The sequence below is a fragment of the Alcaligenes faecalis genome (assembly GCF_005311025.1).
In the GTDB taxonomy this organism is placed as follows: Bacteria; Pseudomonadota; Gammaproteobacteria; order Burkholderiales; family Burkholderiaceae_B; genus Alcaligenes; species Alcaligenes phenolicus.
Window position 1 is genome coordinate 3850769 of sequence record NZ_CP031747.1, and the last position, 24030, is coordinate 3874798.

The 24030-nt window shown below is 56.6% G+C and carries 20 protein-coding genes and 1 other RNA gene; 7 read left to right on the top strand and 14 right to left on the bottom strand.

Annotation, left to right across the window (positions count from 1 at the left end; genetic code table 11):
* Positions 1-7 precede the first annotated feature (7 nt).
* Positions 8-436 (bottom strand): division/cell wall cluster transcriptional repressor MraZ, encoded by a 429-nt coding sequence (gene mraZ / locus D0C27_RS17660; RefSeq protein ID WP_009455053.1) that lies wholly within the window; start codon positions 434-436, stop codon positions 8-10.
* A gap of 289 nt (positions 437-725) precedes the next feature.
* Positions 726-1132: RNase P RNA component class A (gene rnpB, locus D0C27_RS17665), an RNA gene on the bottom strand.
* 65 nt (positions 1133-1197) lie between these two features.
* Here rnpB and D0C27_RS17670 point away from each other — a divergent pair.
* Positions 1198-3012 (top strand): ATP-binding cassette domain-containing protein, encoded by a 1815-nt coding sequence (locus D0C27_RS17670; RefSeq protein ID WP_083054110.1) that lies wholly within the window; start codon positions 1198-1200, stop codon positions 3010-3012.
* 15 nt (positions 3013-3027) lie between these two features.
* Here D0C27_RS17670 and yfaE read toward each other — a convergent pair whose 3' ends face one another.
* From yfaE to D0C27_RS17710, 8 genes are all read right to left on the bottom strand, one after another.
* Positions 3028-3336 carry a class I ribonucleotide reductase maintenance protein YfaE gene (gene yfaE, locus D0C27_RS17675; RefSeq protein ID WP_009455057.1) on the bottom strand — a complete coding sequence of 103 codons (309 nt, stop codon included), beginning with the start codon at positions 3334-3336 and terminating at the stop codon, positions 3028-3030.
* Positions 3333-4469 carry a class Ia ribonucleoside-diphosphate reductase subunit beta gene (gene nrdB / locus D0C27_RS17680; protein ID WP_026485169.1) on the bottom strand — a complete coding sequence of 379 codons (1137 nt, stop codon included), beginning with the start codon at positions 4467-4469 and terminating at the stop codon, positions 3333-3335. The genes yfaE and nrdB overlap by 4 nt, the downstream gene beginning before the upstream one ends.
* 18 nt (positions 4470-4487) lie before the next feature.
* The gene (gene nrdA / locus D0C27_RS17685; protein WP_035271093.1) at positions 4488-6767 is read right to left on the bottom strand and encodes a class 1a ribonucleoside-diphosphate reductase subunit alpha; all 2280 of its coding nucleotides are present in this window, start codon (positions 6765-6767) and stop codon (positions 4488-4490) included.
* A gap of 198 nt (positions 6768-6965) precedes the next feature.
* Positions 6966-8792, bottom strand: coding sequence for a DNA helicase RecQ (gene recQ / locus D0C27_RS17690; RefSeq protein WP_137431402.1), 1827 nt, complete (start codon positions 8790-8792; stop codon positions 6966-6968).
* Positions 8793-8801: 9 nt separating this feature from the next.
* The gene (locus D0C27_RS17695) at positions 8802-9938 is read right to left on the bottom strand and encodes a hypothetical protein (RefSeq protein ID WP_009455065.1); all 1137 of its coding nucleotides are present in this window, start codon (positions 9936-9938) and stop codon (positions 8802-8804) included.
* A 21-nt stretch (positions 9939-9959) separates the two neighbouring features.
* On the bottom strand, positions 9960-11732 hold the full coding sequence (locus tag D0C27_RS17700) for a ClcB-like voltage-gated chloride channel protein (RefSeq protein WP_083054112.1): 1773 nt from the start codon (positions 11730-11732) through the stop codon (positions 9960-9962).
* A gap of 8 nt (positions 11733-11740) precedes the next feature.
* Complete coding sequence (locus D0C27_RS17705) at positions 11741-12790, bottom strand: cytochrome d ubiquinol oxidase subunit II (RefSeq protein WP_137431403.1); 1050 nt, start codon at positions 12788-12790, stop codon at positions 11741-11743.
* Positions 12787-14127: a cytochrome ubiquinol oxidase subunit I gene (locus tag D0C27_RS17710; RefSeq protein ID WP_081055354.1), complete on the bottom strand. Its 1341-nt coding sequence runs from the start codon at positions 14125-14127 to the stop codon at positions 12787-12789. Before D0C27_RS17710 ends, D0C27_RS17705 begins: the two co-directional genes overlap by 4 nt.
* 161 nt (positions 14128-14288) lie before the next feature.
* On the opposite strand from D0C27_RS17710, the gene D0C27_RS17715 reads away from it, so the two are divergent.
* The 5 genes from D0C27_RS17715 to D0C27_RS17735 all read left to right on the top strand — a co-directional run bounded on the left by D0C27_RS17715 (position 14289) and on the right by D0C27_RS17735 (position 19552).
* Positions 14289-16046 carry a glutamine--tRNA ligase/YqeY domain fusion protein gene (locus D0C27_RS17715; RefSeq protein ID WP_035271102.1) on the top strand — a complete coding sequence of 586 codons (1758 nt, stop codon included), beginning with the start codon at positions 14289-14291 and terminating at the stop codon, positions 16044-16046.
* A gap of 10 nt (positions 16047-16056) precedes the next feature.
* Positions 16057-16827, top strand: coding sequence for a septum site-determining protein MinC (gene minC / locus D0C27_RS17720; protein WP_026485162.1), 771 nt, complete (start codon positions 16057-16059; stop codon positions 16825-16827).
* Positions 16828-17050: 223 nt separating this feature from the next.
* The gene (gene minD / locus D0C27_RS17725; protein WP_009455077.1) at positions 17051-17866 is read left to right on the top strand and encodes a septum site-determining protein MinD; all 816 of its coding nucleotides are present in this window, start codon (positions 17051-17053) and stop codon (positions 17864-17866) included.
* Between the two features lies 1 nt (position 17867).
* Complete coding sequence (gene minE, locus D0C27_RS17730) at positions 17868-18146, top strand: cell division topological specificity factor MinE (RefSeq protein ID WP_009455079.1); 279 nt, start codon at positions 17868-17870, stop codon at positions 18144-18146.
* A 257-nt stretch (positions 18147-18403) separates the two neighbouring features.
* Positions 18404-19552: an aromatic ring-hydroxylating oxygenase subunit alpha gene (locus D0C27_RS17735; protein ID WP_009455081.1), complete on the top strand. Its 1149-nt coding sequence runs from the start codon at positions 18404-18406 to the stop codon at positions 19550-19552.
* Positions 19553-19674: 122 nt separating this feature from the next.
* Here the strand turns inward: D0C27_RS17735 and D0C27_RS17740 are convergent, their stop codons facing one another.
* From D0C27_RS17740 to ettA, 3 genes are all read right to left on the bottom strand, one after another.
* Complete coding sequence (locus D0C27_RS17740; protein ID WP_035271107.1) at positions 19675-19902, bottom strand: glycine zipper 2TM domain-containing protein; 228 nt, start codon at positions 19900-19902, stop codon at positions 19675-19677.
* Positions 19903-20027: 125 nt separating this feature from the next.
* Entirely contained in the window at positions 20028-20564 is a 537-nt protein-coding gene (locus D0C27_RS17745) for an isochorismatase family protein (protein ID WP_009455085.1), read from the bottom strand.
* A gap of 10 nt (positions 20565-20574) precedes the next feature.
* Positions 20575-22248, bottom strand: a complete 1674-nt coding sequence (ettA, locus tag D0C27_RS17750) for an energy-dependent translational throttle protein EttA (protein WP_009455087.1) — start codon at positions 22246-22248, stop codon at positions 20575-20577.
* 162 nt (positions 22249-22410) lie between these two features.
* On the opposite strand from ettA, the gene D0C27_RS17755 reads away from it, so the two are divergent.
* Entirely contained in the window at positions 22411-22911 is a 501-nt protein-coding gene (locus D0C27_RS17755) for a hypothetical protein (protein WP_088451053.1), read from the top strand.
* 6 nt (positions 22912-22917) lie between these two features.
* On the opposite strand, the gene D0C27_RS17760 is transcribed toward D0C27_RS17755, so the two are convergent.
* Positions 22918-23841: a glycosyltransferase family 2 protein gene (locus D0C27_RS17760; RefSeq protein WP_137431404.1), complete on the bottom strand. Its 924-nt coding sequence runs from the start codon at positions 23839-23841 to the stop codon at positions 22918-22920.
* Positions 23842-24030 lie beyond the last annotated feature (189 nt).

Below are 24030 nucleotides of genomic sequence, written 5' to 3' on the forward strand. Positions count from 1 at the left end.
GACTTACTCAGAAAGAAAAAGTGTCGAATACGTCTGTGGAGTTTTCAGCCAGATCCTGGGCCTGTCGGCGTTCCAGTTCCTGCGCATTCCACAACTCAAAATGGGTGGCCATACCCAGCAGCATGGCGTCGCGCTCCAACCCCACTGCGGTGCGCAGTTCGGGAGCGATCAATATCCGACCAGCGGAGTCCAGATCAACGTCCTGAGCACTACCCAGCAGCAGGCGTTGCAAGAAACGGGCACTCATGGGGAAGCGGGCAATTTGTTCGCGCTTTTCTTCCCACACACTGCGCGGATACACCAGCAAACAGCCGTCGGGATGGCGAGTGAGGGTCAAGCGGCCTTGTTCCTGCTGCAAAAGCGCGTCACGGTGCCGAGTCGGAATGGACATCCGACCCTTAGCATCCAGTGTGAGTGCGCTGCTGCCTTGGAACACTATTTTCCCCCACTTTTTTACACTATTTCCTACTTTTCCCCACTCTACGGGGGAAAGCCTTTGCGGTCAAGGCAGTGGTTGCAATTTTTTCAATCACAACAAGCACTTAGCGCACTATCCTAGAAGTGGCTAAAAAAAAATACTGTGTGAAATCAAGAAATTGCAGGGCGCATTAAAAGTGAATTGTTATAAAAATGCGCGCAAGCGACTCTTGCCAAGGATTCAACATCCTTAACAATTGCTTTCAAATGTACGAAATCGGTGCAATTGATGGCGAACGCCGGGAGAAGTGTGAGACAGGCCTATAGGCCGGATTCTGTATGCCAGCGGGAACCCGCTGGCCGGCAATCATTCCTCTGGACCGACCATTACTGGCCGGTTCTAGCTACCTACCCGCATACTGAGACGAGCCGCCTCTCGGGCTAAAAGCCTGCGTATGCCTATTTGGTATTGCTCCGGGTAGAGGTTACCGCGTTTCACCCCACAGCACTTTGCACCGAAGTACAAGAAAACACGGAAGTCGCCGTATCTGTGCCTGCTTGCGCAAGCCCTTGCTGTGGTCTCGTCTCTGTGGCCCTGGTCCTCGGCTCGTCTGGCGTGATGCCACACTTGCCGGACGGCTGTTAGCCGCTACCCTGCTCTATGGAGTCCGGACCTTCCTCGATACTTGCGTACCGCGACTGCCCAGCCTGCCTCACAGATGCATTGTAACCTGCGACAATAGAGAAATTCGCAGGACGCGCTGATTTATCTGGAGTCTTATGTCCACCAATCTGATTTCCCTGACCGATGCCCAATTGGCATTCGGCCACCATGCTTTGCTGGACCATGCCGATCTGGTCATTCAAAGCAACGAACGTATCGGTCTGATCGGGCGCAATGGTGCTGGCAAATCGTCGCTTTTGAAAATTCTGGATCAACGTCAAGCTCCCGACGATGGTCAGGTCAAACGACTGGGCGGGCTGAAAGTAGCCACCGTCGAACAAGAACCGGAGCTGGATCCGAATCTGAGCATTTACGATTTGCTGTGTGGCGATTTCACCGAAGCCGAAGACTGGCAACGCCCTGCCCGCGTCAACGCCCTGATCGACAAGCTGGGCTTGAATCCGGATGCACTGGCTGGCAGCCTGTCGGGCGGACAGCGTAAACGCGTCGCTCTGGCCAATGCCCTGGTGAACGAACCCGACCTGCTCTTGCTGGACGAACCCACCAACCACCTGGACTTTGACGGCATTCTTTGGCTGGAACAATTGCTGCTGGATTTCCGTGGCAGCGCGGTCATCATTACCCACGACCGCCGTTTCCTGGATGTGGTGGCAACGCGGATTGTCGAGCTGGATCGTGGCAAGTTGTTCAGTTTCCCCGGTAACTTCAGCCAATGGCAGGAACGCAAGGCTGAATACCTGGAAGCAGAGAAGCAACAAAATGCCAAATTCGACAAATTTCTGGCCCAGGAAGAAGTCTGGATTCGCAAAGGCGTGCAAGCCCGCCGCACCCGAGATGAAGGTCGTGTTCGCCGCCTGGAACAATTGCGCCGTGATCGTGCCGAGCGACGCGAGCGCTCGGGCGACGTCAAATTCGCCATTTCCGAAGGCCAGCGCTCCGGCAAGCTGGTCGCTGAACTGCAAGATGTCACACACGGCTACGACGACCGCATCCTGATCAAGGATTTCTCCACCGTGCTGATGCGCGGAGACCGTATTGGCCTGATCGGCCACAACGGCGCCGGCAAAACCACACTGCTACGCATCATGCTGGGTTTGCAAGAGCCTAATTCTGGCACTGTACGCCACGGTACCAAACTGAACATTGGCTACTTTGACCAGATGCGCAGTCGCCTGGACGAAAACGCCACTCTGGCGGACACCATCAGCCCCGGCAGTGAGTGGGTGGAAATTGGCAATCAGCGCAAGCACATCATGAGCTACCTGGAAGACTTCCTGTTCCCGGCAGCCCGCGCTCACTCCCCGGTACGCAGTCTGTCTGGCGGTGAACGTGCCCGACTGGCGCTGGCCCGCATGTTTGCCCAACCTACTAATGTATTAGTACTGGACGAACCGACCAACGACCTGGATATCGAAACTCTGGAGCTGCTGGAAGACCTGATTCAGGATTACACGGGCACCGTGCTGCTGGTCAGCCACGACCGTACCTTCCTGGACAACGTGGTCACCCAGGTGATTGCGGCCGAAGGCGACGGCCATTGGGGCGAGTATGTGGGTGGCTACGACGAGTGGCTGGCACAACGCCCGCAAGCCAAAGCCGAGACACCGGCAGCCAGCACTCCAACTCCCGCCGCCACTGAAAAGCCTGCTGCAGAGCGCAACAATAAGGCTAACAAGCCTGGCCGTCTGGCCCCGTGGGAAGAAAAGGAACTGGACGCGTTGCCCGAGAAGATTGCGGCTATAGAAAGCCAGCAAGCCGAACTGGCAGAACAGCTGAGCGCACCGGATCTGTATAAAGATGGCTCTGCTCGAGCCGACGAGATCAACCAACAACTGGATCAGCTCAACACTGACCTGGAGCAGTTATTTGAGCGTTGGGAAAAGTTGGAAGAAAAGCGCTTGGCCAGCTAAAGGGAGACAGAGGAATCAGGGATTCAGCCCGGTAAAGCCGAACTGATCCTCCGGTTCCTCCTCAATCCGGGCAATGCGCTGACAGTCGACCATGATCGGTTCGAGTACCGTGCAACAACACGGCAGAACCTCGCCTGGGCCGACATACGCTAAAGGCTGCTCTTTATAAGCAACCTTTCCATACACAAGAGGAATACGGCAGGAGCCGCAATAGCCGCTCCTGCATTGATACTCAACCTGATGGCCGGTTCGTTCCAAACCTTCCAACAAAGTTTCGCCGTCCCGCAACTGAAAGTCATGATCAGTTGTCCGGACTTGACTCATAACTCGATACCGTCGAAGTCGCCAGCCGACACGGCCGAGTCGATCTGACCGACCAGGTAAGAGCTCAGTTCCACCTCTTGAGGTGCCACCTGCACGGTGTCCGAGGACAGCCAGGTGTTGATCCAGGGAATGGGGTTGTGTTTGACGGACTCAAACGCAGGCTTCAGGCCCACAGCACCCATACGGATATTGGTGATGTATTCCACGTACTGTCCCAGAATGTCCTTGTTCAGACCAATCATGGAACCGTCGCGGAACAGGTAATCCGCCCACTGTTTCTCCTGCTCGGCCGCGTCTTTGAACATATCAAAGCAGACCGGCTCCAGTTCGCGGGCAATCTGAGCGAACTCGGGATCATCGCTACCGGAACGCAGGATATTGATGATGTGTTGCGTACCAGTCAGGTGCAACGCTTCATCACGCGCAATCAAGCGAATGATCTTGGCATTACCTTCCATCAACTTGCGCTCGGCAAAAGCGAAGGAGCAGGCAAAGCTGACGTAAAAGCGGATGGCCTCAAGAATATTGACGCTCATCATGCACAGGTACAGCTTCTTCTTCAGCTCGTAGACGCTTAGCGTGCGGGTTTCACCGTTGATCTCATGCTCGCCCGCGCCCAGTTGGGCATACAGCATGGTGTCGCTGATCAGATCGTCGTAGTACGAAGAAATATCGGCCGCACGCAGCTGAATGTTTTCGTTACGCACGATGTCGTCAAAAATAACGGACGGATCATTGGCAATATTGCGAATGATGTGCGTATACGAGCGCGAGTGAATCGTCTCGGAGAAAGCCCAGGTTTCAATCCAGGTTTCCAGCTCCGGAATCGATACCAGAGGCAGGAAGGCCACGTTGGGGCTGCGGCCCTGAATGGAATCCAGCAAGGTCTGATATTTCAGGTTGCTGATGAAAATATGCTTTTCGTGGTCAGGCAGGTTCTGGTAGTCGATCCGGTCCTGGGTGATGTCCACTTCTTCCGGACGCCAGAAGAAGGACAACTGCTTTTCAATCAGCTTTTCAAAAATCGGATATTTTTGCTGGTCGTAGCGAGCCACGTTCACCGGCTGCCCAAAGAACATGGGTTCTTTGAGCTGGTCGTTATCCGTTTTAGAAAAAGTACTATAGGTAGTCATGATGCTATTTACCCTTGCTTAGATCTTGCACGCGCCGCCTGCGCAACCGTCATCCTCTACTTCGCCATGCGAATCATCGGCACCGTCGCGGGTGTTGTGGTAGTACAAGGTCTTCACACCGTATTTGTAGGCCAGCAGCAAGTCCTTGAGCAGTTGCTTCATCGGTACGCGACCACCCTCGAACCGCTGTGGGTCATAGTTGGTGTTCGCAGAGATCGACTGGTCAACGAACTTCTGCATCACGCCAACCAACTTCAGGTAGTCGTCGTTTCCAGGCATTTGCCACAGCAACTCGTACTGATCCTTATATTTTTCAAATTCAGGCACCACCTGACGCAAGATGCCGTCCTTGGACTGCTTGACGGACACCAGGCCACGCGGAGGCTCAATACCATTGGTGGCATTGGCAATCTGGCTGGAGGTTTCCGAAGGCATCAAGGCGGTCAGGGTGGAGTTGCGCAGACCGTGCTTGACGATGTCAGCACGCAGGGCTTCCCAATCCAGGTGCAGCGGCTCGTTGCAAATACCGTCTACATCTTTCTTGTAGGTGTCGGTAGGCAGCAGTCCCTTGGCATAGGTTGTTTCGTCAAAGGCGTCGCAAGGACCGTATTCACGCGACAACTGTACCGAAGCCTTCAACAGGTAGTACTGGATGGCTTCAAAGGTACGGTGGGTCAGGCCCAACGCTGCCGGGTCGGAGTAACGGGTGCCGTTCTTGGCCAGGTAGTAAGCGTAGTTGATGACGCCAACGCCCAGGGAGCGACGCTTGTTGGTTGCGTTCAGTGCAGCCTTGACCGGGTAGTCCTGATAGTCCAGCAAAGCATCCAGAGCGCGAACAATCAGTTCAGCCAGACCGTCCAGCTCGTCCAGGGACTCCAGAGCACCCAGATTGAAAGCCGACAGCGTGCACAGCGCGATTTCACCTTCGGGATCGTTCAGATCGTTCAAAGGCTTGGTGGGCAGGGCAATTTCCATGCACAGGTTGGACTGGCGCACGGGAGCGCGGTCAGCCTGGAATGGGCTGTGCGTGTTGCAGTGGTCCACGTTCTGAATGTAGATACGGCCAGTGCTGGCACGCTCTTGCATCAGCAGGGAGAACAGCTCCACAGCAGGCAGGCTGCGCTTGCGGATGGCGGGATCTTGTTCGTACATCTCGTACAGACGCTCGAACTCGTCCTGGTCGGCAAAGAAGGCTTCGTACAGACCGGGCACGTCATGAGGCGAGAACAGCGTGATGTGGCTGCCCTTGATCAAGCGTTGGTACAGCAAGCGGTTGATCTGAACACCGTAGTCCAGGTGACGGATACGGTTTTCTTCCACACCACGGTTGTTCTTCAGAACCAGCAGTGTTTCCACTTCCAGGTGCCACATGGGGTAGAACAAGGTTGCCGCACCACCACGCACGCCGCCTTGCGAGCAGGACTTCACAGCGGCCTGGAACATCTTGAAGAAAGGCAGGCAGCCGGTGTGCTGAGCCTCACCACCGCGAATTTCGCTACCGACGGCGCGAATGCGACCACCGTTGATACCGATACCGGCGCGCTGCGATACGTAACGGACAATGGCGCTGGTCGTGGCATTGATGCTGTCCAGGCTGTCGTCACATTCGATCAGCACGCAAGAGCTGAACTGACGGGTGGGTGTGCGCACACCAGCCATGATGGGCGTGGGCAAGGAAATCTTGAATTGCGATACCGCGTCGTAAAAGCGCTTGATAAAGCCCAGGCGAGTGTCGGCAGGGTAACGGGCGAACAGGCACATGGCCACCAGCATGTACAGGAACTGGGGGCTTTCGTAAATGCGCTTGGTCACGCGGTTTTGAATCAGGTACTTGCCTTCCAGCTGCTTGACGGCACCGTAGGAGAAGTTCATGTCACGCCAGTGATCCAGATGAGCATCCAGCTCATCGAACTCGGCGCGCGTGTAGTCTTGCAGCAGATGCGGATCGTAGCGACCTTCCTTGGTTTGCAAGGTTACGTGATCGAACAGGCTTGGAGGTTCAAACTGACCAAAAGCGATTTTGCGCAGATGGAAAATCGCCAGACGGGCAGCCAGATATTGGTAGTCAGGCGTATCTTCGGAAATCAGATCCGCAGCCGACTTGATGATCGTTTCGTGGATGTCGCTAGTGCGAATGCCGTTATAGAACTGAATGTGAGAGCGCAGCTCTACTTGAGAGACGGACACATTACTCAGACCTTCAGCGGCCCAATCAACCACTCGGTGAATCTTGTCGAGGTTAATAGGTTCTGTACGGCCATCTCTTTTAGTGACCATTAACTGTTCGGTTGATTGCATTTCAGTCTCGGAAATCGGTGAAGATTGACGGAAGACGCGGCTTTTGCAGCCGCCAGCGTCAGTTGATGCACACCATATATAGTGTGATATTGACGTCATTCTACTACATATAGCGGATTGAGCGAATAGCGGTTTTTGGACTGCAGAGCAGATTCGGCACATAAAAATGCAACCAAACTTTGCTCTGCTAACAATTTCCTATTGCGCCTGGAACTCTTGCACGCAGCGCAGCAAAGCCTCGCCATAGGCCTCTCTTTTGCGTACGCCTATGCCTGTAATTGGCTCCAGATCAGCCTCTGAACTAGGGCAACGAATAGCCACTTCGCGCAAAGTGGCATCATGGAAAATGACATAGGCCGGCACACCATGTTCGCGTGCGGTAGCCGCACGCCAGGCGCGCAAAGCCTCGAACCGCCTCTGCTGGTCGGGTTCCAGAGCAGGTCCGGCAGGCGCCTGACCTTTTACTCGGTGAGCAGCCGGTCCGCGTGTTACGGTTTCGCGCCGCAACATCAAGGTCCGCTCCCCTTTGAGCACTTCACGGCTGGCCTCGGTCAGCAACAAGGTGCCGTAGCCTTCCGGATCAACGGTAACCAGACTGTGTGCCAGCAACTGGCGCAGCACCCCGCGCCAGGCTTGATCGGTCAAATCCTTGCCCACACCAAAGACGGTCAGCTTGTCGTGCTCATGCTCTTTGACACGATCCGTCAGCTTGCCCAGCAAAATGTCGATCAGGTGCCCGGCCCCGAAGCGCTGACCGCGCTCACGCCACAATCTATAGATGGTGGAGAGCATTTTCTGCGCCGCCACTGTGCCATCCCAGGCTTCTGGCGCTTCCAGGCAGGTGTCACAGTTACCGCAAGGTTCGATCTGCTGATCGAAATACGCTAACAAACGCTGACGACGGCAGGAAATGGTTTCGCACAGGCCCAACATGGCATCCAGCGCGTGACCCTGCTGGCGTCGGTGTGCCGCATCGCCTTGCGACTGGTTAATCATGCGGTGCAATTGCACCACGTCCTGCAGGCCATAGGCCAGCCAGGCCGTGGCCACTTCGCCATCGCGCCCTGCCCGCCCGGTTTCCTGGTAATACCCTTCCACCGATTTGGGCAGGTCAATGTGGGCCACAAAACGCACATCCGGCTTATTGACGCCCATGCCAAAAGCAATGGTCGCCACCATGACTACTCCTTCCTCGCGCAGAAAGCGGGCCTGATTGATGGCGCGCTGCTGCGCATCCAACCCTGCATGGTAGGGCAAGGCATGAATACCGTTCTTGCACAGAAACTCGGCCGTGTCTTCCACGCGCGAGCGCGACAGACAATACACAATCCCCGCATCTCCGGAGTGCTCTTCCTGAATGAAGCTCAAGAGCTGCTTGCGCACCTCGTTCTTTTCAATGATGCGGTAGCAAATATTGGGACGATCAAAACTGGCAACAAAATGCCGGGCCTCTTCCAGCTTCAGGCGCTGGGCAATTTCTACCCGCGTCAACTGAGTGGCGGTAGCCGTCAAGGCAACCCGTGGCACACCTGGCCAACGCTGGGCCAGCAAATCCAACCCCAGATATTCAGGGCGAAAATCGTGCCCCCATTGCGATACGCAGTGGGCTTCGTCAATGGCAAACAGGGAAATCTGGCCGCGTGCCAGCAAATCCAGGCAGCGGTCTGTCAGCAAACGTTCGGGAGCCACATAGAGCAGATCCAACTGCCCCGTCAGAAATTCGCGCTCGACCTCGCGGGCGGTTTGCCAATCCTGGGTGGAATTCAGATACGCCGCGTTAACGCCCAACTCGTTGAGGGCGTCCACCTGATCCTGCATCAAGGCAATCAGGGGAGACACCACCACACCGGTGCCGGGTCTCACCAAAGCAGGAATCTGGTAACAGAGCGACTTGCCGCCGCCGGTGGGCATCAAGACCAGGGCGTCGCCGCCTTGGATCAGGGTCTCGATAATCTCGTGCTGAGAACCACGAAAACTGTCATAACCAAAAACTTCCTGAAGAACCTCAAGTGCTGACTGGGCCATGCCGCCTGCTTAAAAAATCGGAATAGAAAAACGCAGCGCGATGTTCGACTGACGACTTTCCAGATGACGGCGAGCTTGCAAACCCACCCTAAGGTGGGGACTGTACCAGAACTGCTGCGTGACCCCAAGGTAGCGGTTCTCCCCCCCGGCAACTACCTGCTGCACCTCGTACTGAGTCTTCACTTCACCCCAGCGGCGCAGGGGCACGGACAGACCGACAATCTGCCGACTGCTGGCCGCATCCACCTTCATGCCCTGGTAACGGCTCAAATCCAGAAAATTGTCCTGGTAGCGTTCACCCTGCCACTGCAGGTGCAAATCCTCCAGCACATCCAGGCCATAGGCTGCCTGATAACGCCAACCTTGCCCCACCGCATGGGAAGCTTTGGCCACGCTGGCCTGCCACACGCCAAAGTCCGGCGATCGATAGGTTGCACCCAGACCGGTCAGCCCAAAATCACGAGCGCTTTCCATCTGAGTATCAATACTGGTACGACTGGTGACATCGGTGCTGAGCATCAAGCTGCCGGCCGAAGAGCCATACACCAGATCCCCGTTATCCTGCTTGCCCGTCATATCCAGCGCGCCAACAGCCAGGGCATAACGCCATGGCCCGGCCGGGCCCTGCTCGAACTGCTGAGTGATATTGATACCGCCCAGTTCCACGGGCCGCGCCCAGTCCGGTGCGGTAACCGTGTCATTGCCCAGGGTCAGCTGCAGCCCGTCTTCATTCACATAGCGCCAGTTGCGCTCGCCAAACTGCCAGACCTGGTCGGGCGCACTGCTCAACCAGCGGGCACTCCAAATTGGAGAGGACTGCTGACTATATTGGATGGAGCGCGCCAGACTGGCGGTGCTGGCACCGCTCAGACTGAAATCGGAAAATGTGTAATCCATGGAGGCCGCTGGACTGAGCAAGTCCTGATCTCCTTGGCGATGCCACTGCGTAGCATCAAAAAATGGCTCCACAGGCGGGAGCTCCTGGGCCGGAATGGCCTGTGCCTCATCCACGCCATACACGCGGGTAGCAGACAAATTCTCCAGCCCAACACGATTTTGAGCGGTGGCCAATGGAACAGCGAACAGCATGGCAAGACCGACCAACAGCCCGCCTGCCAAGCCTCGCTGGCAAGCTTTTGTACGCATGATTTATGTCACAAAAAGAGTTTAGCGCCGGGCATCCAGCATCACTTCGCCGCTCGCATCCAGGGAGCGTTTGATGGCGGAGTATTTTTCCAGCACAGCAGACTTATAGACTACACCAATCAGACGACCCGAGCCGTCACCATTCAATACGGGCAGACGCTCTCCAGCAAAGCTCACAAAGTGTTCCTGAGCCTCGTCCAGACTCATGTTCGGGTAGAGCGTCTTGACGAAATCCATGCGCAGAATATCGCCCACCACACGCTCCTGGGCAGCGTTGTCGTCCAACAACATTCGAGTCAGGTCAGGCTGAGCAATCACACCTTGATAAACCTGCTCCTCGTTCACCACATACAAATAGCGCACGGGGTAGTCCAGAAACATCTGCAAGGCATCGCGCATTTGAGTAGTGGTGCTGACGACGGTATCAGCTGGACGTACCAGCTCGGCCAAGGTGGTGTGACGCAACTTGTGGCGCAGCAAGGCATCGCGCTCGCGCACCAGGGTGACTTCATACATGGCGACCTCGGCCACACCACGGGACACAAAATAAGCCATGACACAGGCCACAATCAAGGGCAGCACCAACTGATAGCTCAATGTCATTTCAAACAACATCAGTATGGCCATGAAGGGAGCGCTGGTGGCGGCCCCCAGAAACGCGCCCATGCCCACCAGGGTGAACAAGTACAACGGTAAATCCAGACCCGGCAAGATCAGCAAAGTCAGTTGACCAAACAAGGTGCCAAAGGCCGCGCCCACAAAGATGGCGGGGGTAAACACACCGCCGACAGCGCCCGAACCAACTGTCAGCCCTGTGGCCAGAACCTTGAACGCCAGGATAAGCAGCACGCTGTACCAGGCCCAGTCGCTGTGCAGCATGGAGGACACTACGCTAAAGCCATTACCGGCCACGCGCGGCATGACAATCAGCAAAAGTCCCAGCAGCAAACCACCCAAAGCCAAGCGCAAAGGCAAACCCAGGCCAGTACGCTTGAACAGGGTACGGAACAGATTCAACAACTTCAGGAAAGCGGGTGCAGCCAGACCAATCAGCACCCCCAGGACCAGAAAGGGCAAGATGTCCCAACCTGCAACGGCCTGAACGTTCGTCATTTCGTAAGGGGCGTGATAACCACCCAGCATACGCATGGTCAGGTGAGCACTGACAGCCGCCATCAACAGGGGGCCAAAGCTGCTCATGGTCATGGTGCCCAGCACAATCTCGGCCACAAACACGGCACCGGCGATCGGAGCGCCATAAGCGGCAGCTACACCGGCTGCGGCACCACAGGCCACCAGCAGGCGCAGACGGGCTTCACCAAACAAGGTGAAACGGCCAATCGCGGAAGCGGACAAGGAGGCCAGATGCACCATCGCCCCTTCGCGGCCAATCGAACCACCCGAGGCCACCGTCATCAAGGACGACAAGGATCGCAGCAGCCCCTGGCGAATGGACAAGCGGCCATCGCCAATGGCCACAGCTTCCATATAGTCAGAATTGCTTCCCGACGGCAGACGCCCTGCCAGCCATAGCAGGATACCGGCACACAAACCGCCCAAGGTGGGAAACAGGAGGCGCATGTACCAGGGCAGACTTTCCGTGACTGCGACGATCCCCCCGTGCTGACCCGTGACAACTTGCTGCACAAAGCGCATGCCCTGATGAAAGGCCAAAGTCGCCAAGGCACCCAAAATACCAGCCAAGACCGCCCAGGCCAGCATGGCGGGCATATCAGACAACCACTTGAAACCCTGCAGACGCTTGCGCATCGACAGCACGGAATGGGCAATCATAAAAAAGGTCAGCCTTTAAAGCTGGGCGGCAAAGGTGGGCGGGACAATCCAAACATGCGCCAGTACACCCACACGTTGAAAATCAGCACGATGGGCAAGGTAATCACAATCGCCGACAGGATCAGGCTCAGGGCTGGCACCCCGGCAGCGGCGTCCCAGATCGTCATCTCGTCCAGGATCAGATAGGGGAAGAAGCTGAACGCCAGCCCGGCCATGATGGACACCATCACGAACAGGGTCAGCAAAAAGGGCAAGGTCGTGGTGCGATAGCTGCTGTTGATCATGCGCTGCAGGCTCATTTCAATCGACACAAAGCAGCTGAGAATCAAGGCCCACAGGAACAAGACCAAGCCCCAATACGGCCCGTCGCTCCATTTAAGCAGCACGCCGGCATTCACAAAGGCCAACACGACGGACACACCCACGGCACCGGCCGCAAACCAGCGTACCGAACGACGGCCCCAATTGACTGCTCGGGCACGCAGCTCGCCTGCTTCACGCATGATGAGCCAGCTAGCACCTAGCAAGCAGTACGCGGCAATAGCGCAAAAGCCCATGAAGACAGAGAACCAGATATAACCGGCATCGCTCTGAAAGCCCACTACGACCTGCGCCAGCAACACACCATGGGAGAACGCCGTCAACCAGGACCCCAGGGCAAAACCCATTTGCCAGCGGGACTGACGCTCTACCGGCGCGCGCAGTCGGAATTCGAAAGAGACGGAACGGGCAAAAACGCCCACGCCCAGCGCACATAACGGTCCGTACAGGCCGCCCATCACCGCCCCCCAGGCTTTGGGGAAAGCGCAGACAAACAAACCCAGGCCAAGAAACAGCCAGAACTCGTTGGCATCGCGCCAGGGGCTCAGCAATGACAGCATGCGGGGACGCAAGGAGTCCGGTGCCAGCAAGGACAGACAGCCCACGCCAATATCGAAGCCGTCCAGAACCGTCCCGGCCACAATAATCAAAAAGAACAGGGCCAGAAACGCCAGCGGCATCCAAAACGCCGGATCATGGGCGCCCAGGCCCAACGCATTTGCAAAAGAGTCAATCATGCCCGCCCCCGATGACGCGCGATCGGTACCACACCAAAACGAACGGCATGTCGCAACTTCTGGAAAAAACCAATCATGCACAAGATGTAGACCAGGCCGTAACTCAGCAAACCCAGCCCGACGGTAAAGACGCTCTCGGTGCTTTGCACTTGCACGGCCTGAATATCGTTACCGACCAGATAAGGCAAAAAGCCCAACAAGACGTAGGCTGCGCCACCCAGCAACATGATCCAGCCCAACACCGAGGCGACCACCATGAGCTGACGTTCTCTATAAGAAAGAGAGTGCGGGTCCAGGCCATAACGGCGAGTGCGCAACAAGACCCACAGCAGCAGGAACAGCATCAAGGCTCCTGCCAGCACGGCTACACGGAAGGACCAGAAGGTCAGGGTGACGGGCGGCATGGCGTCGGAAAACTGATCCAGACCCATCAAAATGCCACTGTCATTACGCCCCAACCAGCGTCCACCTGCATGAGACCAGCGCAGCACACCCAGAACACTGTCCTGCATGGCGGAGGGCGCCGCCACCAGAATCAAATCAGGCTGCGAGCCGCTTTCCCAGTACGCCGCCGCAGCCGCTGCCTTGGCAGGCTGATGCTCCGCAGTCATGAAACCATTGCCTATCACAGCGAGGATCAGGGCCAGCCAAGCCACCCCGCCCAGAAACAAGGCACTGCGAAAGGCCAGACGCTCCTGGTCGGTAACCGGCTTTTGCATGGTCTGGGCGCAGGTTACACCCAACATGAAAAAGGCCACCGTCAGCAAACTGCCTGCAAACAAAAGACCGGCATACCAGGGCAAGGCGGGCGTGCTGAGCACATCCAGCCATTCCATCACCACATAATGGCCTTCAATCACATCGACACCCGTTGGCACCTGCATCCAGGCCACAATCGCCACCAGCCAGAACGCCGTGACGGTAACGCCCAAAGCCACCATCAGCACCACCACGGTATGAACCAGATTGGACAGCATGCGCTGGGCAAACAGCATCACACCCAAAAAGCAGGATTTGAAAATGAACAAGGACAGCATGGAGGCGGCCAGCATGGGACCGATAACATCACCCACCTGCTCCATCAGGCCCGGCCAGACACTGCCAAACTGAAGCAGCACGGGCATGGACGCCGCAAAGCTTAAAATAAACGCCAGCGCAAACAGACGCACCCAAAAACGGTACGCCCCCATCCAGGCCGCGGCCTTGTTGCCAAAGGTTCTGATCTTGAAATACAGCAACACCCAGGCCAGTCCCAGCTCCAGGGCCAGAAACAGCAGCATGAAGCCCAGGCTAAGGAAAAACTGGGCATGAGACAGAGAAAGGGCGGAGTGCGTCATAATGAGCGCTAGTGTAGGGTGAATTGGCCTGCAAACGCCACCATACTACCCCAAGTTCTTCCCTGATTTTTTAGAACCCGTTCATGGGGTAAATACCCCTCTAAAACAAGAACGTGGCAAAATGGCCGATTAGTCTGTCGGCTTCTTTATTTCAAACGTGTATGACCTCTGACACCACTCCCGCTCCCGTATCTAATTTTCTGCGCACGATCATCGACCAGGATCTGAGCGCTGGCCGTTACGCACAAAAATCCTGGGCCGGTCAGCCAGGCCCGGCCAGTACCCAGGAAGGGGCGGCTGTTGATGCCGCGCGTATCCGTACGCGCTTTCCCCCCGAGCCCAACGGCTATCTGCACATTGGGCACGCTAAAAGTATCTGTTTGAACTTCGGACTGGCCAGCGACTACCAAGGTGCCTGCCACCTGCGCTTTGACGACACCAATCCTGAAAAAGAAGAACAGGAGTACGTGGACGCCATTATCGACATGGTGAAATGGCTGGGCTTTGACTGGACCTTCAATAAAGAAGAGAACCTGTACTTTGCCAGCGACTACTTCGACTATATGTACCAGTTCGCCGAAGCCCTGGTGAACGCGGGCCATGCCTACGTTGACGAGCAAAGCGCCGAAGAAATGCGTGCCAACCGTGGCACCCTGACTGAAAAAGGCGTGAACTCGCCCTGGCGCGACCGCCCTGCCCAGGAGTCCATCAAGCTGCTGCGCGAAATGCGCGACGGCAAGCACCCCGATGGCAGCATGGCCCTGCGCGCCAAGATCGATATGGGCTCGCCCAATATCAATATGCGCGACCCGGTCATGTACCGTATCCGCCATGCCGAACACCATCGCACAGGCGACAAATGGTGTATCTACCCCATGTACAGCTGGGCGCACCCTGTGGAAGACGCGCTCGAGCGCATCACCCACAGTCTGTGTACCCTGGAATTTGAAGACCAGCGTCCCTTCTATAACTGGATTCTGGAACGCCTGGTCGAACTGGGTCAGTTGTCCGACCCGCTGCCCAAGCAGTACGAGTTCTCGCGTCTGAACCTGTCCTACGTGGTCACCAGCAAGCGCAAGTTGCGCCAGCTGGTTCAGGAAAATCACGTATCGGGCTGGGACGATCCGCGCATGCCTACCCTGGCCGGTTTGCGCCGCCGTGGTTACAGCGCCGGTGCCATCCGCCTGTTCACCGACCGCCTGGGTGTGTCCAAGGCAGCCCAACATGTGGACTACAGCCTGCTGGAACAAGCCCTGCGCGATGATCTGGACCCGGTGGCTGACCGTAGCGTTGCCATTCTGGACCCGATCGAACTGATCATTACCAATTACCCGGAAGGCCAAAGCGAGCTGTGTCACGCACCGCGCAATCCGCACAATCCGGAAGCCGGCCAACGCGAGTTCCCCTTCTCCGGGCGCCTGTACATTGAACGCGAGGACTTCAAGGAAGAGCCGCCTAAAAAGTACTTCCGTCTGTTCCCCGGCAATACCGTGCGTCTGAAGTACGGCTATGTCGTGCGTTGCACCGGCTGCGTCAAGGACGAGCAAGGCAATGTCACCCAGGTTTTGGCGGAATACCTGCCCGACACCAAGAGCGGCACGCCCGGCGCGGACTCGGTCAAGGTCAAGGGCAATATCACCTGGATCAGCGCCGAGCACGCGATTGCCGCCGAGATTCGTCTGTACGACCGTCTCTTTGCCCACCCTCAGCCTGATGCAGCCGACCAGGACTTCCTGGAGCACATCAACCCGAACTCGCTGCGCGTGATTCAGGGGTGGCTGGAACCCGGCACCAAGGCTACGCCCGATGCCCGCTGGCAGTTTGAACGCCTGGGCTACTTTGTGGCGGACCGTGTAGACTCCACGCCAGAAAAACCCGTTCTTAACCGTACTACGACTCTGAAAGACACTTGGGTCTAAGGCTATTGACGTGAACGATCAGACTCATGCCAAAGGGCCGCAGGCCCTGGATTTCAAAAGCGCCACGCTGTACGCCGTGCGGGTGGTGCTGCGTTCGGCTGACACGGCCGAGCAGTTAGCCGCTCTGTCTCAACGCATGAAAGACGCTGGCTCCTTCTTTGAGGACGAACCCGTCGTCATTGATGCCAGCGCTATTGATGCGCCGGTGGATTGGGCCACCCTGGTTGCCGCTTTGCGTGAGCACAAGCTGCACCCGGTGGGTATCATTGCCCACCCTGACCATGCCGATAACGCCATCGACAGCGGCTTGCCGCATGTGGAGTTGTCCAATCCGCCAGCCCGCCCCCAAACCCAGGCCGCACCGGACAAGGAAGTGCCCGTGTTGTCGCAAGCCGCCCAGCAAGAAGCACCCGCGGCGGTCGCCCCGCCACCGCCCGCTATTGCGCCGGCGGCGCTCATCATCAACCGTCAGCTGCGTTCCGGCCAGCGCATCTACGCGCGCCACACGGATCTGATCGTGATCGGGGCGGTCAGTCAGGGTGCAGAAGTGGTAGCCGATGGCAATATCCACGTCTACGGACCACTGCGCGGCAAGGCCATGGCTGGTGCCCGTGGCGATGCAAAAGCACGCATCTTCACCACCGAGCTGGACCCGGAACTGATTGCCATTGCCGGTGTGTATCGCATTATTGAAACGCGACTGGATGCACAGCTACGCAACAAGCCCGTTGTCGTCACGCTGGAAGAAGATACGCTCAGATTTGATCCTCTGAGCTCCTAGCAGTACAAGGCGCCGGCTTTTGCCGGCGCTTTTTATAGAGGCTTGCACTGAGAGCCCGCATGAGAGCAAGCAAGTGCAAGCGCAACCGTGTAAGCTGACACGGAACAAAGCAATTGATATGTTTTGTTTCTAAGCAGTAGGCTAAGTGGCAGAACGGATGTCAAAATTAGGCCCGTTATGCTTTACGATTATGTGACTTGAAAAACAAAGGAATCCGATTGTCATGGCGCGTATAGTTGTAGTGACCTCCGGCAAGGGTGGCGTGGGCAAAACCACCACCAGTGCCAGTTTTGCATCTGGTCTTGCGATGCGCGGTCACAAGACCGTGGTCATCGACTTTGACGTCGGCTTGCGCAACCTGGACTTGATCATGGGTTGCGAGCGACGCGTGGTGTATGACTTCGTCAACGTGATCCAGGGCGAAGCCACATTGAACCAGGCCCTGATCCGTGACAAGCAGCTGGAAAATCTATTCATCCTGCCCGCTTCCCAGACGCGTGACAAAGACGCGCTGACCCGCGAAGGTGTGGAAAAAGTACTGGAAGAGCTCAAGGGCATGGGTTTTGAATACATTGTGTGCGACTCGCCCGCAGGTATCGAAACCGGCGCCTTGATGGCCTCCTACTTCGCAGATGATGCGCTGGTTGTGACCAACCCCGAAGTGTCCTCGGTTCGTGACTCGGACCGCATCCTGGGCATTCTGGCCGCCAAATCGCGACGTGGTGAACAGGGCAAAGAGCCCATCAAAGAATATTTGTTGTTGACCCGTTATAGCCCCAAACGCGTGTCGGACGGCGAGATGCTGTCCTTGCAAGACGTTGAAGATATCTTGCGCATCAAGCTGATTGGTGTCACCCCCGAGTCGGAAACCGTGCTGCAAGCATCCAACCAAGGAGTACCCGTTATCCATATCAAGGAAAGTGATGTGTCCCAGGCCTATCAGGACATCGTAGATCGTTACCTGGGTGGCGAAAAACCATTGCGTTTTGTGGATTACGAAAAGCCAGGTCTGTTCAAGCGCCTGTTCGGAGGAAAGTAATATGTCTTTCCTGTCCTTCCTGCTCGGTCACAAGAAAACGTCGGCAACAGTTGCCAAGGACCGTCTGCAACTGATCCTTATTAACGAACGTGGCCAAGGGGGTGTTGCCCCGGACTACTTGCCCCGCTTGCAAAAAGAGCTGGTCGAAGTGATCTCGCGCTACGTGAAGATTAATCCCGATGACATCAAGGTGAACCTTGATCGCCAGGACTCGCTGGAAGTGCTGGAAGTCAAAATCGAAATGCCGCAAATTGATGCCAGCACGCTGGAAAACAAGTAAAGCGTCGCTGACAGAAAAACTTTGCTGCTTGAAATGGCCATCCCTTGCGGATGGCCATTTTCATGGCTGCTCCCTATACCAAAAGCGAGCCGCAAAACACCTGCAACGAGCAGCGCAATGCGGCTAGGCGGCTAATAGATCAGGTACAATTTTCCCTTGGTAATCGGCCCGTTCCGATTTTTCTTCGCGCCAGAGATGGCAAGTAGTGCCATCGATGTCCCCTGAGGCCTGGCTTATTGACCCATGCGGAGGGAATCATGACCGAGCTCGGTCAGATGGCACGTCTTGTGCCCGCTCACCCCCAGCTTCCTGTTAGCGCCTATTTCGACCACGCTCTGTTCGAGCGCGAACAAGAGCGTATTTTTCAGCAGTCGGCCTTGTACGTCGGCAATGAAAAACTTGTTCCCGAACCCGGCGACTGGCGCACCTTGATCCAGGAAAACGCTGCCCGTACTCTGATACGCAGCCAACACGGCGTAGAACTGCTCTCGAACGTCTGCAGGCATCGTCAGGCCCTGATGCTTGGTGGCATGCCCGGCCAGCCCAATCAGGCCAACCACGGCTCCCTGAGCAGCACAGGCGGCAATATTGTCTGCCCCCTGCACAACTGGACTTATAACGCGCAAGGCGACTTGCTGGCGGCTCCCCGTTTCAAGGACAAGCCCTGTCTGAACCTGGAACGCTACCCCTTGCGCGATTGCCATGGCCTGCTGTTTGAAGGCCCGCGCGATCCAGCCCAGGATATGGCCGCCTTGTTCAGCCGCCCTGAATTCGACTTTCAGGACTATGTGCTGGATCACGTCGAAATCCACCAGTGCAACTACAACTGGAAGACCTTTATCGAGGTCTATCTGGAGGACTATCACGTCGCCCCCTTCCACCCCGGTCTGGGTCAGTTCGTGACCTGTGATGACCTGGAGTGGGAGTTCAGCGACTGGTATAGCCTGCAACGAGTCGGCGTGCATCAGGCCCTGGCCAATCCAGGCTCACCTACCTATCGCCAATGGCATGACAATCTGCTGGCCTACCGCCAGGGCGAAGCACCGGATTTCGGTGCCGTCTGGGTAACCTACTTCCCCACCCACATGATCGAGATCTATCCGCATGTGCTGGTGCTCTCTACGCTGTACCCCAAGGGGCCGCAGGAAACCATGAATGTGGTGGAGTTCTACTACCCGGAAGACATCGTGGCCTTCGAGCGTGACTTTGTGCAAGCACAACGCGCCGCCTATATGGAAACGGCCATAGAAGATGATGAGATTGCCGAACGTATGGATGCCGGCCGCCGCGCCTTGATGGAGCGTGGGGTCTGCGAGGTAGGCCCCTACCAGTCACCGCTGGAAGACGGCATGAAGCACTTTCACGAATGGTATCGCTCCATGATGGACGAGCGGCACCACCCGTAAGACATCACCGCAAGCCTGCTTACTGCCCTAAGCAAGAAAAAAGCCTCAAAGCCGGGAGGGATCTCCCAGGCTAAGAGGCTTTTAATCCGATGAGCGTTTCAGCTCAATCAGAGAATTTGAATTTAGCGGTTCTTGCCGATCTGATCGCCGATCACGCCACCAATCGCTGCGCCACCGACCGTACCCAGAATGCCGCCGTCAGTAATCACTGCACCGGCAACACCACCCAGACCCGCGCCGGTTACGGCACCCTTTTGACGTTTGCTCATACCATCCCAGGAAGAGCAGCCCGCCATCACGACGGCCAGAACCGTGGCCATACCCACTTTAGTGATAGTCGTCATTTTCATCCGTAAACCTCCGTGAAGTATCCGTGCTTAACACGGCATTAAAGTCTATCTTCACCCTACGGAGCCAATTAGTCCAGACCCTATTGTTAGGCAACGCAACAGATGTAATTCAGCTTTTGTTCAGTTTATTTGATCAAAGCCAGAACCTGCTTGAATACAGGGTTAGCCGGCGTTTCCAGCCATTCAAACATGGCCATTTCGGCGCTAACGCGCTCCAATCCATGCATCGCCCAGCGATCCCAGGCGGCTTGTCGGGACTCGGGATGGCGTGAGCCTACGCAGTCCCCGACCAGCACAGGTTCATAACCGCGCTCCATCAAACCCAGGCCAGTTTGTAACACACACACGTGAGACTCTGTACCCAGTAACAAGACTCGTGTGCGCCCTACCGGCAAGGCAGGCAAAAAATCGGCTTCGCGCGTGGCATCGAAGTGGGTTTTATGCAGCACTTTATCAATATGTGGCAACAAAGAAGCATCGGTTGGGCCGATTTTCTCGGCCCAATGCTCGGTTGCCAGCACCGGCACCCCTAAAAGACGCGCCGCCTGTGCCAGCTTCCCGGCCCGTTCGACCAAGGCTTGGTGGTCTGCAATGGCGGGCAGGAGCCCCGTTTGCATATCCACAATCAGGACGAAAGACTGGTGAGCATTGAGCACAGGCATGGCACTTTCCTTATTTCAGGGACTTGTAGCGGATACGACGAGGTTTGGCAGCATCTTCGCCCAGACGTTTCTTCTTGTCTGCTTCGTATTCCTGATAGTTGCCATCAAAGAATACGACCTGCGAATCACCCTCAAAAGCCAGTATGTGGGTGGCGATACGGTCCAGGAACCAGCGATCGTGACTGATCACCATGACTGAGCCGGCAAACTCCAGCAGGGCATCTTCCAGGGCACGCAGGGTTTCCACGTCCAGGTCGTTGGATGGTTCGTCCAGCAGCAAGACGTTGCCGCCGGCGATCAGGGTCTTGGCCAGGTGCAGACGACCACGCTCCCCGCCAGACAGATTGCCCACGATCTTGTTCTGATCCGCGCCCTTGAAGTTGAAGCGGCCCAGGTACGCACGCGATGGCATTTCAAAGCGGCCCACGGTCAGCAGGTCTGCGCCATCGGCAATCGCGTCAAAGACGGTCTTTTCATTAGCCAGGGCATCGCGCGACTGGTCCACATAAGCCAGCTTGACGGTTTGGCCCAGTTTGACCGTACCGGAATCAGGCTGCTCTTTACCGGCCAGCATGCGGAACAAGGTGGACTTACCGGCACCGTTAGGACCAATAATCCCGACGATGGCACCAGCTGGCACCTTGAAGCTCAAGTTGTCGATCAGCAGACGATCGCCATAGCCCTTGCTGACGTTTTCAAATTCAATAACTTCATTACCCAGACGTTCGGCCACAGGAATGAAGATTTCCTGGGTCTCGTTGCGCTTCTGGTATTCGTGCGAGGACAGTTCCTCGAAACGGGCCAGACGGGCCTTGGCTTTGGCCTGACGTCCCTTGGGGTTCTGGCGCACCCACTCCAGCTCTTTCTTGATGGTGCGCTGACGAGCACTTTCCGACGCCTCTTCCTGCTTCAGACGGTCGTCTTTCTGCTCCAGCCAGGAGCTGTAGTTGCCCTTCCAGGGAATACCGTGGCCACGGTCCAGTTCCAGAATCCACTCGGCGGCGTTGTCCAGAAAGTAACGGTCGTGAGTGACTGCTACTACAGTGCCGGGGAACTGGCGCAGGAACACTTCCAGCCAATCAACACTTTCCGCGTCCAGGTGGTTGGTGGGCTCATCCAGCAGCAACATATCAGGCTTGGACAGCAGCAACTGGCACAGGGCCACGCGGCGCTTTTCACCACCGGACAGGTTTGCAATGGAGGCATCCCAAGGTGGCAGACGCAGCGCATCGGCCGCGATTTCCATTTGGGTTTCGATGTCGTCCGCACCACTGGTCGCGGCGGCGGCAATAATGGATTCCAGTTCGGCCTGTTCGGCGGCCAGAGCGTCAAAATCTGCGTCGGGCTCGGCGTATTCGGCGTAGACCTGTTCCAGACGCTGACGCGCCTCGAACACCTGACCCAAACCGGCCTGCACGGCTTCGCGCACGCTGTGTTCGGGGTTCAGCTGAGGTTCTTGTGGCAGGTAACCGATCTTGATCCCCGCCATGGGGACGGCTTCGCCCTCGATCTCGGTATCTACCCCGGCCATGATCTTGAGCAAGGTGGATTTACCCGAGCCGTTCAGGCCCAGCACACCAATCTTGGCACCTGGAAAAAAAGACAAGGAGATATTGCGCAGAATCTGCCGCTTGGGCGGCACAATCTTGCCCACGCGGTTCATCGAATAAACGTATTGAGCCATATAAACCTAAAAAGGAAAAACAGGTCGTGTTCGGAAAACTGGGATTGTAGGCGTTTGGCGCCCGAAAGGTGCGCTTCTGTCAGGTTCAGAACAAAACACCCGGCCTGAGTGCAGGCCTGTCTCAGGTAATATACTCACTTTTGCTGACAATCCAAAAACGCCATGCCCACACCTGACGCCCCTGAACTTGTATTTACCACCGAAGAGATCGAAACCCTGGGCCGCACCGCCGATGCGCTGAGTGCCTACCTGGGTCGTGCCGTCCTGGCCGAGATCGTGGGAGCGGAAGAAACCGGCTTTGAATGGGTCATCTTTGCCATGCCCCTGGACAAGAATGAAGACGAAAGCGAATTCACGATTGTGCAGGTAGGCGGCGAACAGGCCCGCATCGTGGGCAACCGCGGCGGCTTGGACCCCAAGGACACGGCGGTCTACGCCTGCCGTTACCTGTGGGCCATCCAGTTAAGTGATGCCGAGCCTGTGCGCTTTATCAAAGTGGACGAAGAAGGCGAGGAAGTCGCCTGGACCGAGACCCTGGAAGAATTGCTGCCCTTCGCCCTGAGCGAAGATGCCTTCGCCGTCGAGGATGAGACGGATGAAGACGACGAGGACGACGATGATGACAGCCCGGAACCGGGCGCGCACGGCCACACCCTGCACTAATCGCGTTCAGGCCCGTCGCTTGTCCCGCAGATATAAAGCGACACCCACCGGCCACATCAAACCCACCAGCAGATAAGAGGCCAGGCCTTTCAAGCCATAACCTGCTGGTGGCTTGCGCCCACTGGCACGCAGGTGCAGCCCAAAGCGGGTGTAACGCGCGGCAGCCATCAAGAACGCCTTGGGTTCGTAGCGGAACCAGGGCAGACACTTCACCACCGTATCCTGCGCCAGCAACCACAAGCCCAGTGCATGTTGCTGGCTGGTTTTGCCTTGCACCGACAAGGAGTCCGGGCTGTCGTGGTAGACACGGAATACGGTGTTCACAAATCGGTTCTTGTAGCCCGCACGGGCAATCGCCCGCCACACCAGGCTTTCAGGCACAAAGCCGTCGATCTGATCGGGAAAGGGAAACTTGCGCAGTACGGCGGTACTCAAACAGCCGAACTTCTCGCCCCGCACGTGGTAGCGAAAACTCATGTCCAAAGAGCTGGCATCAAAAATATCCTGGGGAAACATATCCCCGACGACCTTGCCATCCGGTCGCACACACAGACCCGTAATGCCTGCATAAGCTGCCCGCTCTGATACAGGGATGTCGGCCCAGATCTGCGCCATATCGTAGAGCGCATTCACCAGCAGGGTGTCATCACTGTCCAAAGCAACGACCAGTTCACCCTGGGCCAGAGCCACGCCGTGATTGAACGCCGCCTTCTTGTGACGATTTTCCTGCCAGGCATAATGAATCGGAAAGGAGGCTTGCTGTTGCCAGCCTTGCACCAGTTCCCATGTCCCATCTGTGGAACCATCGTCAATGACCACCCATTCAAAGTCCTGACAGGTTTGCTCGCACAAGGAACGATAAACGCGCTCCAAGGTGTGAGCGCGGTTATAGCTAGGTGTCAGGACGGTGAACAAATGGCGCCATTCCATACGCGGGTGTCCCCATAAACCACTGTTTTGATTATTGTTACGGGCAGCTACTTACATCTGCATCAGAATGACATCATCATAAAGCAAGCACGGCGCTGTGCAGCGCACTATCTGCAGGGCTCCAGACAAACCCGAAGCAAAATCAAACGCGCACAAAAAAACCACAGGCAAGCCTGTGGTTTTTTTGCT